General features: G+C 38.4%; 17 protein-coding genes. 6 read left to right on the top strand and 11 right to left on the bottom strand.

The features are described from left to right. The first annotated feature begins 2 nt into the window (after nt 1-2). From OQ268_RS06855 to trxA, 4 genes are all read left to right on the top strand, one after another. Nucleotides 3-1,256 carry a competence/damage-inducible protein A gene (locus tag OQ268_RS06855; RefSeq protein WP_265855371.1) on the top strand — a complete coding sequence of 418 codons (1,254 nt, stop codon included), beginning with the start codon at nt 3-5 and terminating at the stop codon, nt 1,254-1,256. Between the two features lie 47 nt (nt 1,257-1,303). Continuing rightward, entirely contained in the window at nt 1,304-2,638 is a 1,335-nt protein-coding gene (locus tag OQ268_RS06860) for a dihydrolipoamide acetyltransferase family protein (protein ID WP_265855372.1), read from the top strand. A gap of 44 nt (nt 2,639-2,682) precedes the next feature. Continuing rightward, entirely contained in the window at nt 2,683-3,297 is a 615-nt protein-coding gene (locus OQ268_RS06865; protein ID WP_265855373.1) for a hypothetical protein, read from the top strand. A 62-nt stretch (nt 3,298-3,359) separates the two neighbouring features. Beyond that, nucleotides 3,360-3,656 (top strand): thioredoxin, encoded by a 297-nt coding sequence (trxA, locus tag OQ268_RS06870; protein WP_265855374.1) that lies wholly within the window; start codon nt 3,360-3,362, stop codon nt 3,654-3,656. Here the strand turns inward: trxA and pdeM are convergent, their stop codons facing one another. The 4 genes from pdeM to OQ268_RS06890 form a co-directional block, all read right to left on the bottom strand. Continuing rightward, entirely contained in the window at nt 3,657-4,295 is a 639-nt protein-coding gene (gene pdeM / locus OQ268_RS06875) for a ligase-associated DNA damage response endonuclease PdeM (RefSeq protein WP_265855375.1), read from the bottom strand. 92 nt (nt 4,296-4,387) lie between these two features. After that, entirely contained in the window at nt 4,388-6,865 is a 2,478-nt protein-coding gene (locus OQ268_RS06880; RefSeq protein WP_265855376.1) for a ligase-associated DNA damage response DEXH box helicase, read from the bottom strand. A gap of 225 nt (nt 6,866-7,090) precedes the next feature. Continuing rightward, nucleotides 7,091-8,692 (bottom strand): ATP-dependent DNA ligase, encoded by a 1,602-nt coding sequence (locus OQ268_RS06885; RefSeq protein WP_265855377.1) that lies wholly within the window; start codon nt 8,690-8,692, stop codon nt 7,091-7,093. Beyond that, entirely contained in the window at nt 8,689-9,741 is a 1,053-nt protein-coding gene (locus tag OQ268_RS06890; protein ID WP_265855378.1) for a ligase-associated DNA damage response exonuclease, read from the bottom strand. The genes OQ268_RS06885 and OQ268_RS06890 overlap by 4 nt, the downstream gene beginning before the upstream one ends. Nucleotides 9,742-9,894: 153 nt before the next feature. Here OQ268_RS06890 and OQ268_RS06895 point away from each other — a divergent pair, with 153 nt between their 5' ends. Both OQ268_RS06895 and OQ268_RS06900 read left to right on the top strand, forming a co-directional pair. Beyond that, the gene (locus OQ268_RS06895; RefSeq protein ID WP_265855379.1) at nt 9,895-10,524 is read left to right on the top strand and encodes a hypothetical protein; all 630 of its coding nucleotides are present in this window, start codon (nt 9,895-9,897) and stop codon (nt 10,522-10,524) included. Next, complete coding sequence (locus tag OQ268_RS06900) at nt 10,505-11,215, top strand: DUF3307 domain-containing protein (protein WP_265855380.1); 711 nt, start codon at nt 10,505-10,507, stop codon at nt 11,213-11,215. The genes OQ268_RS06895 and OQ268_RS06900 overlap by 20 nt, the downstream gene beginning before the upstream one ends. A gap of 191 nt (nt 11,216-11,406) precedes the next feature. Here the strand turns inward: OQ268_RS06900 and OQ268_RS06905 are convergent, their stop codons facing one another. The 7 genes from OQ268_RS06905 to OQ268_RS06935 form a co-directional block, all read right to left on the bottom strand. Beyond that, a complete protein-coding gene (locus tag OQ268_RS06905) occupies nt 11,407-13,578 on the bottom strand; it encodes a S9 family peptidase (protein ID WP_265855381.1) in 2,172 nt (723 codons plus the stop codon). Nucleotides 13,579-13,675: 97 nt separating this feature from the next. Then, nucleotides 13,676-14,359: a hypothetical protein gene (locus OQ268_RS06910; protein WP_265855382.1), complete on the bottom strand. Its 684-nt coding sequence runs from the start codon at nt 14,357-14,359 to the stop codon at nt 13,676-13,678. A 21-nt stretch (nt 14,360-14,380) separates the two neighbouring features. Further along, nucleotides 14,381-15,157, bottom strand: a complete 777-nt coding sequence (locus OQ268_RS06915; RefSeq protein WP_265855383.1) for an enoyl-CoA hydratase/isomerase family protein — start codon at nt 15,155-15,157, stop codon at nt 14,381-14,383. Between the two features lie 61 nt (nt 15,158-15,218). Next, entirely contained in the window at nt 15,219-17,321 is a 2,103-nt protein-coding gene (locus tag OQ268_RS06920) for a ComEC/Rec2 family competence protein (RefSeq protein WP_265855384.1), read from the bottom strand. Nucleotide 17,322: 1 nt separating this feature from the next. Continuing rightward, a complete protein-coding gene (locus OQ268_RS06925) occupies nt 17,323-19,347 on the bottom strand; it encodes a helix-hairpin-helix domain-containing protein (protein ID WP_265855385.1) in 2,025 nt (674 codons plus the stop codon). Further along, nucleotides 19,337-20,137 carry a PorV/PorQ family protein gene (locus OQ268_RS06930; RefSeq protein WP_265855386.1) on the bottom strand — a complete coding sequence of 267 codons (801 nt, stop codon included), beginning with the start codon at nt 20,135-20,137 and terminating at the stop codon, nt 19,337-19,339. Before OQ268_RS06930 ends, OQ268_RS06925 begins: the two co-directional genes overlap by 11 nt. 97 nt (nt 20,138-20,234) lie before the next feature. Continuing rightward, a complete protein-coding gene (locus OQ268_RS06935; protein ID WP_265855387.1) occupies nt 20,235-21,017 on the bottom strand; it encodes a murein L,D-transpeptidase catalytic domain family protein in 783 nt (260 codons plus the stop codon). Nucleotides 21,018-21,175: the final 158 nt, after the last annotated feature.

Consider the following 21,175-nt stretch of genomic DNA (forward strand, 5'->3'; position numbering starts at 1 on the left):
TTATGTTAGCCGAAATTATTACCATTGGCGATGAGATTCTCATTGGCCAAATCGTCGATACCAATTCTGCCTGGATGGCGAAACAGCTTAATTCTATTGGTGTTTCAGTAAAACAGATAACTTCAATTTCTGATGATGAACAGCACATTTTATCAGCTCTTAAGGCAGCAGAGACACGAGCCGAGATCATACTTATTACAGGAGGGTTGGGGCCAACAAAGGACGACATCACAAAGAAAACATTAGCGAAGTATTTTAATATGGGCTTTCGAAGGGATGATGGTGCGTTGGCTATGGTAAAACAGATCTTCGAAAAATATAAACGACCACTTTTAGATATAAACGTACAACAAGCTGATGTTCCAGACGGTTGCGAAGTTATTGTAAACAGGAATGGTACGGCACCATGTATGTGGTTCGAACGAAACGAAAAAGTTTTTGTATCGATGCCTGGAGTACCTTATGAGATGATGTATTTAATGGATGAAGAAATCCTACCTCGAATTAAGCATCAATTCGATCTACCTGTAATCGTTCATAAGACCATATTAACGGCAAATATTGGAGAGTCTTTTCTTGCACAGGAGATTGAAGATATTGAAGACTCATTGCCAAATCATATAAAGCTCGCTTATTTGCCAAAATTAGGGCAAGTGCGTCTGCGTTTAAGTGCGAAAGGAGCAGATGAGGTAACCTTGCAGAATGAGGTTGAAGAGTATGCCGCACAGATCATAGCTAGCATAAAAAAGTATGTGGTTATTGATGATGATATTCCTTTAGAAAAAGCGATTTTGGATCTGATGCGAAAAAAGGGTTTAACACTTTCAACGGCAGAGAGCTGCACTGGTGGTTACATTGCCCATTTGATAACACAACATCCCGGCTGCTCGTCGGTGTATTGGGGTGGGGCGGTAGCCTATGCCTACGAGTTGAAAGAGTCAATTCTAGGTGTCAAAGAAAGCACTCTAACTACTTTTGGCGCAGTAAGTGAAGAAACAGTAAAGGAGATGGCCGAAGGTGCAATCAGACATTTTAAAACAGACTATTCCATTGCCGTAAGTGGAATTGCAGGGCCAGATGGTGGCACAGATGATAAACCGGTTGGTACGGTTTGGATTGCAATTTCTAATCAATCTAAAACAGTAGCTAAAGTCTTTACTTTCAGTAATAAACGTATTCAAAATATAGAAAGATCGGCAGTATCTGCACTTACCATGCTATTAAATCTACTTAAGGAAGACCAGTTGAACGAATAAAAACTGTATTTTTGCAGCAATACCAATATAATATACTGTAATTTAATATGGCTCAATACGAATTATTGTTACCAAAAATGGGTGAGAGCGTTGCTGAAGCGACGGTAATTAAATGGGTAAAGCATCCTGGAGATATGATCGGCTTAGACGATACTATTTTGGAAATCGCAACCGATAAAGTAGATTCTGAAGTCCCTTCACCAGTGGCAGGAAGATTGGTAAAACAATTGTTTCAGGAAAATGACGTGGCACAGGTTGGCGAGGTGATAGCGATCATCGAAACCGAAGGCGATGATGATAGTCAACAGAACGAAGCTGAACCTACAGCTGTAGTTGAAGATGTTAAGCCGGAACCAATTCCAGGTATCGAACAGTTGCCAGAAGCAGCACCCGTTCAGAAAAGTGACATTTCAGTTGGCGATCGCTTTTATTCGCCCTTAGTAAAGAGCATTGCTGCCCAGGAAAATATTTCAATAGAAGAACTGAATTCCATAAAAGGGTCTGGCGCTGAGGGGCGATTAAATAAAGATGATTTAATGGCGTACATCGGCAGTAAAAAAGGTGGAGCTCCTGGTGCTATCTCTGATGACACCAAATCAGAGCCAAAACAATTTTCCAACGCTGCTTCTATACAGGCATCGGCAAATAAAACCACTACAACTTCAGTTTCAGGCGGAGATGAGATTATCGAAATGGATAGAATGCGTAAACTCATTGCCGACCATATGGTGATGAGCAAAACCACTTCTCCTCATGTAACTTCGTTTGTAGAAGCTGATGTAACTAACATGGTGCTTTGGCGCAATAAAGTGAAAAATAGTTTTGAAAAACGCGAGAACGAGAAGATAACCTTTACCCCAATTTTTGTGGAAGCTGTTGCTAAGGCGATTAAAGATTTTCCGATGATTAACGTCTCGGTAAATGGTTCTCAAATTATCAAAAAGCGTGATATAAATATTGGGATGGCAGCTGCTTTGCCAAGTGGAAATTTAATTGTTCCAGTAATAAAAAACGCAGATCAGCTTAACCTTGTTGGGTTAACCAAGGCTGTAAACGATTTGGCAGGAAGAGCAAGAAATTCTAAACTAAAGCCAGATGAAACGCAAGGTGGTACGTTTACCCTTACTAATGTTGGCTCGTTCGGCAATGTAATGGGTACGCCAATCATTAATCAACCCCAGGTGGCTATTCTGGCTGTTGGTGCCATAAAAAAGAAACCTGCTGTATTAGAAACAGAACATGGCGACGTTATTGCCATTCGCCATATGATGTTCCTTTCGCTCTCTTACGATCATAGGGTTGTAGATGGATCATTAGGCGGGATGTTCGTTCGCCGCGTAGCTGATTATTTAGAGGCTTGGGATCTCAATAGAGAAATTTAATTATGCAATAAAACTTCAGCCTAAATTTCCATAAATTATCAAGGATGTTAAATTCAATTTTAAAAACGATAGTAGACGATAATATACTGCATGCCAAATGGTTAAATACACTTTCTTATATGGAAAATGCAGGTGCAAAAAAGATATCAGCATCAGAACATAAAGAGAACGTAAACCTCATTATTCTTAAGCACGCGGCTGAGGAACATCGCCATGCTTATTACCTAAAAAAACAAATTAGTAAAATCGGGGAGGGTTTATGTAAAACTTACACCAACGATGAGCTGCTTTCTCCAAACCAGACAAAATATTATTTACATGCGCTGGATATTGCTGTTTGCCGTTACTTAAAGGCAAATTTTAATCTGACTGGTTATGAGCTGAAATTTGCTGCTTACCTTTTTGTTACCTATGCAATAGAAGTTAGAGCAGATGAACTCTATCCCGTTTACCAAGTTGTGCTTGATTCGGCAAAAAGCAAAGTGAATGTTAAATCTATCATCTTGGAGGAAGAAGGACATCTGGAAGAAATGATTAATCAATTGGTTGGGTTTTCAAGTGATTGGGAGACTCATGCTGCTGAAGTGATTAAAATAGAACATCATTTATTCGAAAACTGGGTAGGCGCTTTACAGCTATCGCTACCTGTTAATGCTTAATTTTTTTTAACAGAATTCTAGAACTAAGCTCCTGGTAGTTTGTTTTTTAATAAAAAAATATCATGGCAAAATTTTCAGAATTGATTAATGGCGAAAAGCCCGTTTTAGTAGATTTTTTCGCCGAATGGTGTGGGCCTTGTCAGATGATGAAACCTATACTAACCCAGTTAAAATCACAAGTAGGATCAGCTGTTAATATTATCAAAGTCGATATAGATAAAAATCAGGCAGCGGCAACAGCTTATCAAGTGAAGAGTGTTCCTACCTTAATGCTTTTTAAAAATGGCAAGCAGGTCTGGCGCCAAAGTGGGGTTTTGCAGGCTGCTCAACTAAAAGAAATTATTGCTTCATTTTCGTAATTAAACCGCTACAACATGGTTCGGGGTAATGGCATAGATTTGTTCATTGCTTTTTGGATAGATGTTGTAAAGTCCGGTAAACGTGCTAAAGGCAGGTAGAACAGCATATGCTTTGCCAAAAAAGAAGCATGGAAATTTAAGGCGCTGTTTTGCCTTGCCCACTATAGTTACACCTGGATGGATGTGCCCGCTTATGGGATATAACTCTTCCTCGGTACATTGAGGTGCATCGTGTATAAAGCAAAAAGGTCCTAAACAGAAGCTTGGTTCGTGAATTGATATGCCCATACTGGCGTAATCTGCACGTGCAAGGCGATCGTGATTGCCTTTAACTAATAACAATTCTAGTTGTTGGTACTGTTTCCTCCAAATCGCGAATTCATCGATATCTGTGTTCAATCCGTGATGGAACATATCCCCATTAATCAAAAGTGTACTTGGTTTATATTTTGAAATCAACAAACTTAACCTTTGTAAATCGTTTTGAGCCAAGGTAGCAGGCACCTGTACACCCGCTGATCTAAAATGAGCAGTCTTGCCTAAATGAAGGTCGCTTATGGCTAATAATCCATGTTGTGGTAAATATAGCGCCCTTTCTTTATCTAAAATCAGTTCTTCACCATGGCTTGTTATTGTCATCAATATAAATTGGTATTAACTTGCTGCAACCGGTGCTATGGGCGATGTGGCAAACAAATATTCCAAATCTCCAACGCCAACGATTATTCTAATTATTTAACTTTCTCTGATTCCGCTTTCATTCTAGCAATTCGCTGTTCCAATTCCTCCGAACTCATGTTTTCACGCAAACTATCCACTTTAATTGGGAAAGAGAGCGGCGTAAAGCTTTTTGGATAGGTAATCACTACCGCTCCATGTTGAATTCGGTCTAAAGCTGCTGCCAACCTTGGTTCTTCCAATTGTTGATAGAAAACCTCATCATAGGACTGCCGCAAAAGTAAATTATGTTTATCATAATCACTAAAAACATTAAAAAATAAACCTGCCGATGACTGCAGATGTTTGTTAGCGACATATTTTCCGGGATAGCCTTGAAAAACCAGACCAGATATACACGCAATATCCCGAAATTTTCGCCTGGCCATTTCAGTTGAATTAATACTCAAAGTAATATCTTCAGTTAAATTATTTGGAGAAAAAACTTCATAAGCAATAGACTCATCCATAGGGATTTCAGTTTCACTCAACAGTTCAAATCCGTAATCGTTCATGGCAATAGAAAAGCTAATGGGCAAAAGTTTACTTAATCTGTACGCCACGAGTGCAGCCAAGACTTCATGAACCAAACGTCCTTCAAAAGGATAGGCAAATAGGTGAAATCCCTCCTTGTTATTAATGAGTTCGATTAACAATTCATCGTTTCTCGGTACATGAGATCGGTGTTTTTGCAATAAGAAAAGCGGATAAACGGAATCTAACTCTTCATCCTGGTGTGTTTTATCTAAAGCTTCATTGTATTTCTTTCGCAAAACAGAACCTAAATTAGATGACAAGGGCAATCTTCCACCGTTCCAACTTGGCGATATGGCATTTTTCTGCTTGCTATTTCGCACAATAACCGTCATATCTTTTACATGGATAAACTCCAACACCCTGCCGGCTAATCTAAAATTATCTCCAGCTTTTAAACGAGTAACGAAATACTCTTCAACCATCCCAATATAGCCCCCCGATAGGAACTTCACTTTCAGCATGGCATCACTCACTATGGTTCCGATATGAAGTCTATGTCGCATTGCCAATTGCCTGCTTTTAACTTTCCAAAGTCCATCTTCATCCTTGGTAACTTTCTTAAACTCACTATAGGCGCCTAGGCTATCTCCGCCAGATGTTATAAATTGCATTACCCACGTCCATTCTTCGGGCAATATAAGTTTAAATGCGTGGGTGTTTTTTATCTCTTCATAAATAACTTTATCATCGAAACCATCTCCAATAGCCAAGGTTACCAAATACTGAACCAAGGTATCAAACACCATAATAAAAGGCTCTCTGCTTTCTATATTGTTGGTTTTTGCAGCCTCCTTAATGGCGGCAGCTTCAACTAATTCAAGTGCGTGGGTTGGTAAGAAATAGATTTTGGAAACTTCATGTGGCGAGTGCCCCGAACGGCCCGCACGTTGCAAAAATCTGGCAACACCTTTTGGCGAACCAACTTGGACAACAGTATCTACAGGTTTAAAATCTACGCCTAAATCTAATGATGAGGTTGCAATCACTGCTTTTAACTGACCAGTATGTAGCGCATCTTCAATCCAGTTTCTAAGTTCAAAATCTATCGACCCATGATGGATTGCAATTCTCCCTGCCAACTCAGGTTCTAGATTAAGGAGATGTTGATACCACATTTCCGATTGGCCGCGTGTATTTATAAAGATGAGGGTAGTCTTGCTTTTTGCAATAATAGGCAGAAGTTTATAAGCCAACTTAAGGCCTAAATGCCCGGCCCACGGTAGGGTTTCAATATCATCAGGAATAATAGACCTGATCTCAATTTTTTTCTCCAGGTCTGCCCGCACAATAATCCGTTTGGCTTCGGCATTTGGTTCCAGTACCTCCAAAGCCTCTTCTATATTACCAATAGTGGCAGAAATTCCCCAAACCCGCAGAAGCTGTTCTTTCTCAACTTTCTGTAAACCTTTTATTCTTGATACTGCAAGTTCAACCAATACACCACGTTTGCTACCTAAAAGCTCGTGCCATTCGTCGGCAACAATGCATTTTAGGTTTTTAAATAGTGTCGATGATCCTTTCTGTGCTAATAAAAGATGCAAGCTTTCAGGTGTAATAAGCAAAATTTCCGGCATTGACTTTTTTTGTTGCAGCTTCTCTGCTTGCGAGGTATCACCATTTCTGACACCTACATGCCAGTCTAAATCCAGCTCTGCCAACGTTTCTCGCATGGCTCTTGCTACATCCTTGGCCAATGATCGCAGCGGTGTAATCCAAATTAATTGAAGTCGATCTTTTGCTTTTTTGTTGTTGGCAGCCGATGCATTTATTGCTTCTATTGCTACTGCCAAAAAAAGCGAGAAGGTTTTTCCAAATCCTGTCGGAGCGTTAACTAATCCGCTATAGCCGTTCAAATAATTTTGCCAGGCATCTTCCTGGAATTTAAATGGCGTACGCCCATTAGCTTTAAGCCATTGCTTAATTTTTTTATAGCCTTTGGTTTTCGTTTGATCCATTTGATATTATAATTTTTTTGGAAAGCAATTTCAGCAAGTCTTCGGTTGCGATACTCCCGCCATTTGCTACAATACCCGAAGAAAAATCGGGTTATTTCCGCGTCTGTCGGGTTTAATGCTGTTAAGTAAACCTACCTAAAATAAACAGCGTGTAGTTGATTTATATTTCAACATGCAGATACGATGAAATATCATTGTCCTTTGCAATCAAAACAATCGTTTTATTTAAACTTCGTTGATAAAAGTCGAAGCAAGTAACTGTCGTAAATCTTCCAGGGTATTAATTTCAGCAGCTTTTTTGTCCTTTCTCCAACGTAAAATTCTGGGAAAACGTAGGGCTAACCCAGCTTTATGTCGCTTACTTTCTGCTATCCCTTCAAACGCAATCTCGAAGACCAGCTCTGGCTTTACGGTACGTACTGGGCCAAATTTTTCGATAGCGTTCCTGGTAACGAAGCTATTTACTTCCTTTATCTCTTTATCTGTTAAGCCTGAATAGGCCTTTGCAACGGTAACCAGGTTTTCTCCATCTCGTACTGCAAAAGTATAATCTGTAAAGAAGTTCGCCCTTCGCCCACTTCCTTTTTGGGCATAAATCATTACAGCATCAACCGTGTAGGGATTAATTTTCCACTTCCACCAGTCGCCGCGTTTTCTGCCGCTGTGATAATGGGAGCTTAGTTTTTTAAGCATAATACCTTCGCTGTTTATGCTTCTGGCCGTTTGCCTAAGTGCCGCTAACTCGGCCCATGTATTACATTCTATAACAGGCGATAGCATTACAGCACTTTCAGCTAAATTGCCAATGAGGTTCTGCAGTACCTCCCTGCGTTTAGAGAGTGGTTGTTCCCTAAAATCATTGCCTTCGAACTCTAAAATGTCGTAAACAAAAAAGCCAATAGGCGCATCTTCAAGTTGTTTTTTACTAATGGTTTTCCTGTTTAAGCGTTGCTGTAAGGTGCTAAATGATAATACTTGCTTGTTTAAAACTGCCAGTATTTCCCCATCCAATACTACACCATCTGGTAAAACATCAATTAAAAAATGCAATTCAGGAAATTGTTCGGTTACCAGTTCTTCACCTCTAGACCAGATAAACAATTCGCCATTCCGTTTAACAATTTGTCCGCGTATTCCATCCCATTTCCATTCTGCCTGCCATTCTGCAATCTCACCTAATTTCTCTGTTTCTTGTTCTAATGCATAAGCCAAACAGAAAGGGTAGGGCCAAGAATTATCGGTATTAACATGGATACCATTTATAAGCTCATTAAAAGTAATTTCATATGGATCCCATTTGCCCATAATGCTGTGCATTATTTGTGCGCTATCTAAATTACTTTGCTTGGCCAAAGCATTTACAAGCATTTTGTTGGATACACCGATTCTAAAGTTACCAGATATTAACTTGTTGAAAATAAATCTTTCTTGGGTTTCTAGCCTATTCCATGCGTTTATGATGAACGCTTTCTTTGTTTCATCATCTTTGCCTTCCAGACTGTGCAAATCTTCGATCCACTGGTGCAATTGTAAGTCTGATGTGTTTTCTGCGGGTGGCAATAGCAATGCAATGGTTTCGCTCAAATCGCCAACGTTGGCATGGCTTTCGGCAAATAGCCATTCTGGTGTTTCGGTAATGGCTATGGCCCAATATTTTATCAATGCAGATTTTATTGGTCTTTTTGGCTTTTTACCCGTAAACAATGCAATCACCCAAACTTTATCTTTATCATTGGCATAATTAAAATAATCTACCAACGCCGCAATTTTATCATTGGTTTTGTTGCTCAATTCAAGCTTTTGAATCAGTTTTGCAAAGCGTTTCATATTTGTTTCGTGCTTTCTGGTTCTGGATTGTTTTCAGATGTTGCCAGGTCAACTTTGTTTTCCTCATCGTCTTCCTGTCCAAATTTGGTCATAACTTCCTCCGATTCGATACCATTATCGTTTAGAAAGCGGCTAAATGCAGCGGTAAAGCCATGGGTTACATACACTTTTTCTGCTCCAGTTGCGGTAATAGCATCCATTAGGCCTGGCCAATCGGCATGATCGCTTAATGCAAAACCTGCATCTGCGCTTTGCCAGCGCCGGTGCGCTCTTACTTGCATCCAGCCAGAGCAGATGCCTGTAACCGGGTGGGAGAGGTTTTTAATCCAGCGACTGTCTCGCATGGCCGGTGGAACAATTGCAATACCCTTTTGTAATTCGTCTTTTGTGGTTTCTGGCGTTATGCGGATGGTTTGAGGTAAAGCAACACCTGCATCTATAATGACTTCATTCAGATTAGCTATGCTATTGTGCACATAAATTGGAACATCGCCAGCCAGATTTTTAATTAATCTTTGTGCCTTTCCTAGGCTGTAAGCAATTAACACACTCGTTTTTTGGTCGGCTATATTGTTATTTACCCAGCTTTTGATCTTATCAAACACAATATTTTGCCTTTGCCATTTATACACAGGTAATCCGAAAGTACTTTCTGATACGAAAGAGTGGCATTTAACAGGCTCAAATACATCACTTATTCCATCATCTTCTGTTTTGTAATCTCCAGATATGACACAAATTTCACCTTTATATTCTAGCCTTACCTGGGCCGACCCAATGATGTGGCCTGCAGGATAGAAAGATATATCTACACCATTCCTGACAATACTTTCGCCATAATTAAGTGTTTCTACATTTAAATCTTCGCTTATACGGCGTTTAATTATTGGTTTTGTTAAGGTATGGCAAAGGTAGTATTTGTTTCCAAAACGCACATGATCTGCGTGTCCGTGTGTAGTTACCGCATAATCTACTGGCCACCAAGGGTCGACATAAAAATCGCCTTGTTTGCAATAAATACCTCTCTTAGTAAATTCTATTAATGCCATAGATACTTAACAACAAATTAAGCCATTAGTTTTTGTTCAATATCGGCTAAATACCCGATAATCTGAAATATCGGGTAATTACCCGATAATTGAAAATATCGGCTAATTACCCGATAATTTTTTATATTTAGATAAAATGCACTATATTGTGTTATGATTTGTATCATTACCGGAGACATAGTAGGCTCAAGAAAGGTTGAAGATATTTGGCTGCAAAGCTTGAAAAATGCTTTAAAATGGGTTGCTACATCAAATAATAAGTGGGAGATTTACCGTGGAGATAGTTTCCAGGTAGAAGTACCGTTAGCGGATGCCTTAAGAGCTGCTGCATATTTAAAAGCCTGTATAAGACTACACAGACCGGCTGATGTTAGAATGGCTATCGGAATTGGTGAGGTTAAAAGTGTAAGGAAAAAATTATCTGAATCTAGCGGGGATGCATTTGTCAATTCGGGGAGTGCATTTGATAGCCTAAAACAAGCAAAAGTGAATTTAGCTATAAAAACCAATTGGACTGATTTTGATGAAGAAATGAATGTGCTGATAAAACTTGCCTTAATTGCGATGGATAGTTGGGGAATAGTAGCATCAGAAATGGTTAAACTAGCCTTAGAAAATGAAAATGCAGTTCAGAGTGAATTAGCAGCCATTTCTGGGCGAACACAATCGTCTGTTAGTGAAGCATTAAAACGTGCTAGATACGCAGAGATTATAGAAATGGATAAGCTTTATCGGAAAAAATTAGAAAAATTAATTTTAGATAATGGAAATTTACCTGGTTAAGCTAATTGTAGCACATTTGATTGGCGATTTCTTTCTCCAACCAACAAGTTGGGTAAAGGAAAAAGAACATCGTAAATTAAAGTCGGGTAAACTATACTTACATGTGCTGGTACATATTATTTTAGTTTTTGCCATCTTCTGGAGTTTTAACGTTTGGAAGATGGCGTTGCTAATAGGTGTTTTTCATTTGGCTATTGATGTATTAAAGTTAATGTTGCAACGCAAGCGGACGGCAAGATTATTCTTTTTTATAGACCAGGTGATGCACATTGCCTCTTTGGTATTAGTTTGGCATATTTTTTATAAAGGCTACATAAACATAAGTTTGTTCGACGAGATCAATACTTGGATATTAATCTCTGGTGTTGTGTTTTTATCGATGCCAACTTCCATTATAATGAAAGTAATTATTGCAAAATGGCTACCAGAAAGCGATAATGATAGTCCGAAATCGTTGCAGAACGCTGGAAAATACATTGGTATTTTAGAACGGGTGCTCATTTTTGTATTTATCCTTACCAATCATTTTGAAGCGGTAGGATTTTTATTAGCTGCTAAATCGATCTTCCGCTTTGGCGATTTAAAAGAGGCGCACGATCTAAGATTGACAGAATATGTATTAATTGGAACCCTATTGAGTTTTGGAATTGCAATAAGCGTTGCGCTAACTACATTGCATTTAATAACATAACTTAATCTGCCACCTGTAAGCTGGCACTAAATAGGAGCATAGACTAACCCACCTAAACCCGATTGAAATGAAAACCCTTTTTGTTGCACTTAGAGGAAATGCAGCAGCAACACGACCAAAAAGGTTGAAATAAAAAGCGGGGCTATCGAAACCGAATCCCCGCTGTAATTGCTTTTCTAAATTAGTTGAGGTTATCTGGCACCAGGAGGGCAGTTGTCTTTTAAAAATTTAGTGTAGGTGAGTGACAAATGTTCGCTGGTACCAGCGCCCTCAGAGATGCTGTGCGTACGATTTGGATAACTCATCAACTGGAAAACTTTCTTGTTTTTAATCAATTCATTGATAAGCATTTCAGCATTTTGGTAGTGAACATTATCATCTCCCGTGCCATGAATGTAAAGTAGGTTGCCTTGTAAATTTTTGGCATAAGTAACCGGCGAGCCCTTCACGTATGCTTCTTTGCTGGGAAATGGTGTGCCCATGTAACGCTCTTGATAAATGTTATCGTAGGTAAGCTGATTGCCAACCGCAGCGATGGAAATGCCAGTTTTGTATATTTCGGGATATTGAAATAACAGGTTAAGAGTAGAAGAACCGCCACCACTCCAGCCCCAAACAGCTACACGATCTTTATCCATAAAACTATTGGTGGCCAATAATTTTTTCGCAGCCATGGCCTGGTCGCGGATATTAATTACCCCAATGTTTTTATAAATGCTTTTGCGCCAATTTGCACCCTTTGGAACAGGGGCACCACGATTATCCATAGAAATGTAGATGTAGCCATCTTTAGCCATGTCGCCAGCATATAAGAAATTAATGCCAGCACCATAAGTGTCTGAAGCAGTAGGAGAGGCCGGTTCGCCATACACGTAAAATACCACAGGGTACTTTTTATCTGGATTAAAATTATCTGGTTTTTTCATCCAACCATCCATTTCTATACCGTCTTCTGTGGTTACCTTGAAAAATTCAACTTTGTTTTTCGGTGCAGGTTGCTTAGCCAGTTGATTGGTGATGCTACCATCCATTGTAAAAGGATTTCCAGTAGCAAAGTTCATCCACTCGGTAATTGGCCGTACCAAAGCGCTGTTGTAGCTATGGCGGGCGAATGCAGCACTTGGTGAAATGTCGTAGTTATGTGTGCCCGGAAGTAAGGTGGCGGGAGTAACCAATTCTAGCTTTCCTTTACCATCTAACTTGGTTTTATACAAGTATTTTTGGGTGGCATTATTCGGCGAAGCTAGGAAATAGACATAATTATTTTTTTCATCAATTAGTTTAACATCGATTACATCATAATCGCCCTTCGTAACCAGCGTTGTTTTTTTGCCATCGCGGCTGATCCTGTAGAGGTGGTTCCAACCATCTTTGTCAGATAGGATGGTGAATTCTTTATTATCTGCAAGCCACTTCCAATCGTTTTGAGCGTCTATCCATGCTTTTGCCGCTTCTGAATATATGGCTTTAGCTGTTCCTGTGCTAGCATTGCAAATAAACACCTTGCTTTCATTTTGCTCGCGGTTAAGTTGCTGTAAAATAATTTCGTTGCTATTCGGAACCCACTGCATCCGTGGAATATAATGCTGAACATTATCGCCGGGAATATTTAACCAATTGGTTTTTGCTGTAGCTACATCTACCACGCCAACTTTGCAGGCCGAAGGGTTTTCGCCAACTTTGGGGTATTCTACCGGAATGGTATAAGGGTAGATCGAATCGGTATTATTGATCATCAGGAAATTTTTGATCTTAGTTGCATCAATTTGCCAGTACGCAATTGTTTTACTGTCAGGGCTCCATCTAAAACCATCCCTACAATCGAACTCTTCTTCGTAAACCCAGTCGAATGTTCCATTGATCATCCGGTCTGTTCCATCTGTAGTTAGGGCTTTGCCCGCGCTGCCGTCAATATTTTCTACATACAAATTATGCTGACTAACATACGCCACTTTAGTGCCATCTGGAGATATCTTGGCAAACATCAAAGATGATTCGGGCTTATCTTTGCCAATTTGCGTAATTTTATTCGTGGCTAAATCTGCCAGCCAATAGTCGCCACGAGTGTCGTAACGCCAAACTTTTTTACTATTGGTATAGATAAGTGCTTTTTTACCATCTTTTGAAAATTGAAAACTCCTTACGGCGATTGGTGCCCCTTTTCCTGATGGTGTAAGTAATGCACTAGATATAACAGTTTTTCGTTCGCTTTTTGGAAGCGTAACTAAAACTACCTCGCCACTTGCAACTTGGTAGTATCCATTGCCATCTTCTGCCCAGTTTACATTTTGTGCTTTTGCATTTATTGCTAAAAAAGAAACAATACATGCAAATGATAATTTGATGAATAAGTTTTTAATCATAATAAAGTTAGTTCATAAAAAAAGCTTTTTAACTTTCGGGCTAATTTAATAAAAAGCCGGCGGTTAAAAAGCCTTATGTTAAAGCATTTGCGGTTAACTATTCGCCACCACCTTGCATTTTCATTAATTCATCCATAGTTACCACCTCGTAACCTGTTGGTACATCTTTAGAAATTGTACCAACTTTGCCTTCTGAAATTGCTTTCAGAGTAGTGGTAGTTTCGATGCCTCTTTGTGTTAACGTATATTTTACCGGAAAAGCAGCTAAACCAGGAAAGTAATTCTGAGAACCTACGTTTGGTAATTCCACATCTTTCGTTGCCCAAAGTTCGTGTGAAGCACCTTTATCGTCTTTAAATGTGAACTTTTCTGCATTGTAACCACCTAAAGTTTGTTTCTCTCCTGTAGCTTTGAAATCTGAATATTTAGGTAGCGTTCCCATTGCCTTCTCTATATCTTCTTTAGATTGTTTTACAGCAAACTGTTTCTGTGCAATAGGCACATCGATTAAAAGCAAGCCCGTTTTATCATTATTATCGGAAACAATACCAATTAATGCAGGTCCTTGTTCCATCTCAATTCTGGTTAAACCATTATTAAATTTGACTTTAAGCTCTGAAGGAGGTTCTTGACCACCCATTGCAGCTTTCTGCTCATCAGTTAACTTATATTCCAGCCCATAAGTAATTGTTCCCTCTGCTATTTTCTTTTGCGCATGCGCGATAACGGCAGTACCTACTAAAATAAAGGCTAACACACCTGTTTTGATTGATTTGAACATGATTTATTTCTGTTTAGTTTTTTACCAGTTGATTTGTTCTTTGTTTAGAAATGATGCTATACCGCGTTTAAAGTCGTTACTTTCTCTTACCCGGGCATTTATTTGTACTGCGGTTTCTAACTTTTTCTCTAATAAAGGATTTACAGTTTGACCGATTAATTGCTTTGTAATCATCAAGGAATTTCCTGAGCTTTCTCTACACAAACTTAATGCAAATTCTTTAACTGTGAGATTAATTTCTGTTGAATTTGTTACAAAATTTATCAAATTATAATTCAAGGCCTCTGTAGCAGAAAACACTTTACCAGTGAGTAGAATTTCTTTGGCAATGGTTTCATTTACCTTTTGCATTAAAAAGCATGAAACAATTGCTGGTACAAAGCCGATTTTTACTTCGGTATAGCCGAACTTACTTTCAGGTGTAGCATACACAAAGTCGCATATTGTGGCCAAACCACAACCGCCTGCAATCGCATGGCCTTCAACCTGGGCAATTACTATTTTTGGTAAATAGTATATTGTTGTGAAAAGTTTTTTCAACAAATTTGAGTCGGCAACATTTTCCTCAAAGGAATTATTTTGTAGTTGTTGTAAGTATTCTAGGTCTGCCCCAGCACTAAAAGAACCGCCATTGGCTTTCAATACCACAACTTTGACCTTGTCATCTTCTTCTGCAAGGATAAAATTTTCAGTTAAGGCTTTAATAAGTGAGGGGTTAAGTGCATTTCGTTTTTCGGGGCGGTTTAATGTTATGGTTGCAATTCTATTCTCCACCTCATATTGCACTAAATTTTCCATCAGGTTCTTCGTATTTGATTAATCGAATAGCCCTATCCACATTTACGTGTATAGATCCTTCTTATTTTAAAATTTGGCTATTTCTAAATTGAACCAAATATGCAGGATTTTTCTTTAAAATATGAAAGGGAATTCGATTAATTTCAGCGAATTTTTTAAAGGCGGCAATTTTGTAATCGTTGTTGGTTGCATCAATTAAGATATTGGAATAGGTCATATCTTTTGCCCCACCATTGATGTTAAATTTGGTATTGCCTGTAAGCCATATTGCATCGAATCTAGCCCGGCCATGCATAATCTTATAATTTAACGAACTGTCTATAATCAGTATTTTATACTTGTTAAATATAATTTGACGCCCGTTCTTCGTAAAATCCCCATGTTGTTTATCTTCTGCGAGTGTGATTAATTTAACATCACGAATCTGACTTTGTGCGAGTGCGGGTGCGATGAAAAATTGATAGCTTCTATCTGTGGTTTTCAAATCTGTAATCAAAATGGTTCTCGTACCCGACATAAATGCTGCTGCATAGTTCTTCCTAAGACTAAAGAAGATTATCTTACGCTGATGAAATGCACTCCAATTGCCGTATTCTATTAGGCAACTATAAGCGAGATAAAGAACTACTGAAATCAAAAGCAAATATCGTTTATAATAAGCGAGTGCGTAGATAAATATGCCTAAAGCCAACGAAAGCAATGCAAGTTGCAACAAATTGATATAGATGGATGACACAGTTGCGAAAGGAAGATCGGCGATCCACTTTAAAATCAGGTTTGTAAATTTTATAATCCATTCTAAAGTTGGGGAAAGCCACGATAGGAAGGGAATGAGTGTGAGCATACCAATCACCATGATCAGTATTAACGGAATAGAAATAAAGAGGTTCCCCAACAGAAAATACATTGGAAATTGGTGGAAATAATATATTGATAGTGGAAACGTGATGACCTGCGCCGCGGTAGATAGCGCAATGAGTGACCAGATCTTATCTAGCCAACTATTCTTTACGTAAACCCAGTTATAAATTTTTGGCTGTAAATAAATTAGTCCAAAAACCGAAAGATATGATAGTTGAAAACCAACATCCCAAAGCAGAAATGGATTGTACACCAATTGGCAGAAGGCTGCAAAGGCGAGCGTATTGTAACTGTTTTTATTTCTCGCAAATGTCTTACCAGCGATAAAAATCATAATCATTATCGCAGATCGAACAACAGACGGAGACAGGCCCGTAATTAAAGCATAAGCCCAAATTAAACAACAGATAAGAATAAATTTTACGATTTTAAGGCGCCTTTTCCTATCCATAAATTTTAGTAAATAATCTAAAATGAAAAAGATGATGGCGACATGACTTCCAGAAACGGATAAAGCATGGATAGTTCCTGTTTTGGAATATGCATTTAAGGTTTCTTGACTTAAATCTGCCCGATAGCCTAATATTAAAGTTGATGCCACTGCGAAAGCCTCTGGATTAACAATGTTTTTCTTGAAGGCGCTGACTTGTTTTTTTCTCGAATTAATTGCAAATTTTACCAGGCTGTTTCCTACGTTGCGTCTAGTTTCTATAATCTGGCTGGAGTTGATGAAGGTTTGGCGATAAATATTTTGTGCAGCTAACCAATGCTTGAAATCGAATTCTGCAGGGTTGAATGGAGGGTCTATCGAAAGATGTTTAGACACCATAATAAATTCATCCCCATAGGCCACTTTATAATTTCGCGTACTATCTAACTTAAGTGCAACAAGCAACTGCCCTGTAAGTTTCGTAGTTCTTTTATGATTGTACCCGGCTGTTACCCTGGCTTTAAAACGAACGATATCTCCACTTATTTGAGGTTCATCGTTAACGTAAATTTTTAATGCGCTAAAATTTTGGTTACCAAAATAAGTAGACTTGAGTTGCTCATTATTCAATATCACCAAGAAAACACCAAGGGAGCAGAAGCATATTAAAATGGATATACCTAATATTCCCTTACTGCGATAAGCCTTTAATTTCTTATACCAAAGATTGCTAACTATCACTAGAAAAAACAATATGAAAACAAAAGCAGCAGCAACCCATAGTAAATTTTTGCTCGCAAAATAATAGGCGAAGCCAATACCAAAAATGAATGGCGCCAATATTCTTGCAAAAACAACCTCTGTTTTAAACATTTTAAAACTGATACCTTAACTGAATTTTGAGCTCACTTTTCTTATTGCCTTGGATTTCATCAAGGTACGTACCAACAGTTTCTACGTTTCGGTAGTAGAACATGGCATATCTACACCATAAATTTAGTCTTTTTGCTATGCTCAATTTAGTGTTGATATAAGTTCTGAAACCCTTTCCACTGTACATACCGAATGCAAAACTATATAACACGTCATCCTCATAAGCATATATTCTACTGTTATAGCTAGCTGTTGAAAAATACGCAATTCTTATATTACCGGTTATTTTAGAGAACATTGGTGAATAATCAATATCCTGATAGACTAAATATCCAAACTCATTGTTAGCATCACCCTTTTTAAATTGCGATACCTCTAATCGGTTTTGAAAGCTCCAGATCTTATTGATCTGCCAACTTACTTCGCAACGATAATTACTTCGCGTTACATCGTCTAAAAAATAAATAGGCTCTTCCAAATCGGTGTTTTGCTGTTTGGTTTCCTTTTTGAATCTGCCCAAAACCTTAAAAGTTTTTGTAGGCGTGTAAGCCAATTGTGCTAACAGTTCGTAACCTTTTGATGGAGCATCCACACGGTACTTTAACCATGGAAATCGGAAATAATCTGCATAAAAAGATAGAGACCAGCGCTTATTCGGTATGATATTTAAGCCAGTATAGAATCCCTTTTCATTGATTGCTTCACTGGCTTCTGAAACGGCCTGATTAAAAAAGCTGTGATAGTTTTCTGCATAATTTCGGTAGGTGATTGCGGCAGAAACTATGGGCGAAAGACTTATCAATGCACCATTAACACTTGCCATTCCAGTTCCTAAACTTTTTGCAAACTCGCCAAAAGTGTAAATATTCTTATAAGTGTAGTTGTAAAAGACGCCAAGGTTTGTAAGTTTATTTCCTGTAAAGCTAAACTGATCATAAGGGGCTGCCTGTGGAATAAACTCATTGCCGTATTTGCTTCTGTAAGCAATGGTTCCGATTGCAATATCATTATTGTTGTATTGTATTACAGCGCCGTATATATCTTGCTTTAGTGCATCCTTGTTTTCGATTTCTGTTGGTGTACGGTGCAAGCCGGTTTGGTTTATAGTAGATTGTTTCAAACTTCCATCTGAGCTTTGATCCTGACTTGCATCCAATTTCCGAAAGGATATAAATCCTGTTAAATCGATATTCTTCAAGATTTGCACTGTGCTTGCAGCTCCCCTAAAAAAGGAATATTCGTTGGCCGAGGTGTAGGGTCTCAAACCTAAATCTTTCTTGGCAACACTAGTAACATCGGGGGCTTTGCCAAATGAAAACCCCGACCAAAGTGTTAAGCCCTGACCAAATTGCATGGTGTAATCTCCGACAACGAATTTTTTGATAGTTCCTAATTTAAATAGGGCAACATTTCCCGAAAGAAAATCAATTGACGTAGATTTTTCTCCGGCATCTTTATCCAGGGTTAGGGCAGCAGAAAAAATAGAGCCGTAATGATATCTATACCGGGATTGTAGGCGTTGCGGAGTTCCTAAATACCTATTGCCAGGCAAATCCGTAAATCCCTTTTGTTGTTCTACAACCTGTGCAAAGCGAAGAAAAACATCATTCTCTCCAAACTTTAAAAGGTTTTTAGCATTTAATTTCTCATATCCCGATATCGGGTTTACCGTAACAAACGGAATTAATAATTCTACGGTGTTTGGATCAAAACCATTAATAGATTGGAGTTCTAATACATCTATGAATTTGCCATTTTCTTGAGTGTAATTGAAGAAATTGCTGATTTGCAACGGCGAAAGGAAAATTAGGGTTTTTAATTCTTCTGGTGAGGTTTTATTGAGGTTTATCGGATGTTTGCGGTAGCGATTGAGAACATCTACCAATTCAGTTATGTCATAGTCGTCTGGCAAAGTCTCAGCCATACTTTCCAGAATATCACGTAAGTCAACATCTTTTAACTTTTGTTGGGCATTAACTACTAACCCAAGCAGCATAAGTAGAGTGATAATTACTTTAAAACGCATAACCCAATGAGATTTGAGGTGCATAACCAAGATTAGCGTCGTAGATTGTTGCCATATCTACCATAAACTTCTTATAATAAATACCGAAGCCGGCAAACTGCTTAAAAGGTCTAGCATTTATACCGCCCCTTAAACTAAACAGTTCAATAAGCTTATAATCTAGTCCAACTTGCACGTTTATCAACTGATTTAATTCTTTTACAACAGTCGTTGCGATTAAGACTTTGTCAGACGCATGATAGCTTAGACCTATACTAAAACAGGTGGGGATGATGTCATCAATATCATTGTTTGCATATTTCTGACGAGCAAGATTGTTGATATTTGCCCCTAGAATAAAGTATTTATTGAATTTGTATTGGGCTCCAAAATCAACAGAAAATCCATTTGTAGTTCCGTAGTTAGGAATACTGATCTCCTGGTAATTTGTATTTAGTCCGAAAGAGAGGTGTGGCCCAAATTTCCTGGCATAGGTTAAGCCAATTTTGTTTTCTCGATATGCTGAAAAGCCGTAACGCTGAAAATTAAGACCAACAACGTTATCATCAATCGGAACAACAACTGCCACGCCTTGACTGCTTACTTCATTACTGAAAAGATGTTTGGCGTAACTTAGCGATAGAGCCGGCTTAGTTAAAAAAGTAATGCCGGCAGGGTTAAATTGTGCTACCCAAGGGTCTTGTACCGCTGTGCCTGAATAACCCATTCCGGTAAGCTTAGCACCAGAATTATACTGCGAGAAGGCGGCGCTGTTAAACGTAACAATGAACAAAAACCACAAATTTTTCATAGCCGAGCATTAACTGGGACGTATAAAAAATAGAGTGATTTGTTTGTCTTCTAAAAATAGCGAAAAATTCCTTAGATAAAAAAACTTTATATCTCTATCAGTCTAATTGGGAAGCAAGAATATCTTGCTGGCTTAAGGCCTCAACAGCTGCCAAACTTTCATTTAAGAACTTTGATTTGTAGCTTTCTTCAGATTTATTAATAAAAAGTACTGTCTTCTCTGCAATAGTGGCAATTACTTTTTCGGCAAGGTTTGAAGACACCGCGGGGCAACCCTGGCTTCTCCCTAACCGACCCAGTTGATCGATGGTTTGCTGACAGACATAATCTGCCCCATGAACCACAATTGCCCTCGCCCTCGCATTATTATTAAAGCCTGCATCCATGCCATCTAGTTTAAGAGATTTTCCATGCTTTCCATAATAAATTTCTCCCGTTAGGTAGAAGCCTAAACTGCTTTGATTTGAATTTATAGTATTAGAAAAGTGATTTGGCTTATCGCCGCCACTATTTTGACCATGTGCTACCCAAGTATTTAGCAATAATTTTTTCTGATCGATGTCGATGATGTATAGACGCTTTTTGGCACTCTCCTGGTCAAAGTCTGCTATTGTTAAAATAGATTTTTGATTTACAGTCCCCATTGACTTCAAGTTGTAAAAACCTGTTAGGGCTTTTTCAAATACATCTTCCCCTAAACCTGCCGAATCCAAATCAGCCGTTAAATAAATATCTTTCATGTAGTTATGGTATAGGCTATCTACGTAAGGTGTTAACTCTTGTTGTATTTGAGGCCTGCTGTCTATGGGTTTCCAGCTTGTGCTCGTGAAAATGATTAATACTAATGCGCCTAAGCAGAAGCTAAAATGGTATTTTCTCATTAATGGGATGTTTGGTGTGAATTCTAATTATCACGAAATAAATGCCATTTTGTTGCCCTAACAATTTTTTCGAGTATAATTGTTTTACTGTTATATGACTTAAAGAACTATAATTAGTTGTTTATAAGCATTTATGAAACTAAGTTTACCAGCTAACA

Source organism: Pedobacter sandarakinus (assembly GCF_026240095.1).
Lineage (GTDB): Bacteria > Bacteroidota > Bacteroidia > Sphingobacteriales > Sphingobacteriaceae > Pedobacter > Pedobacter sandarakinus.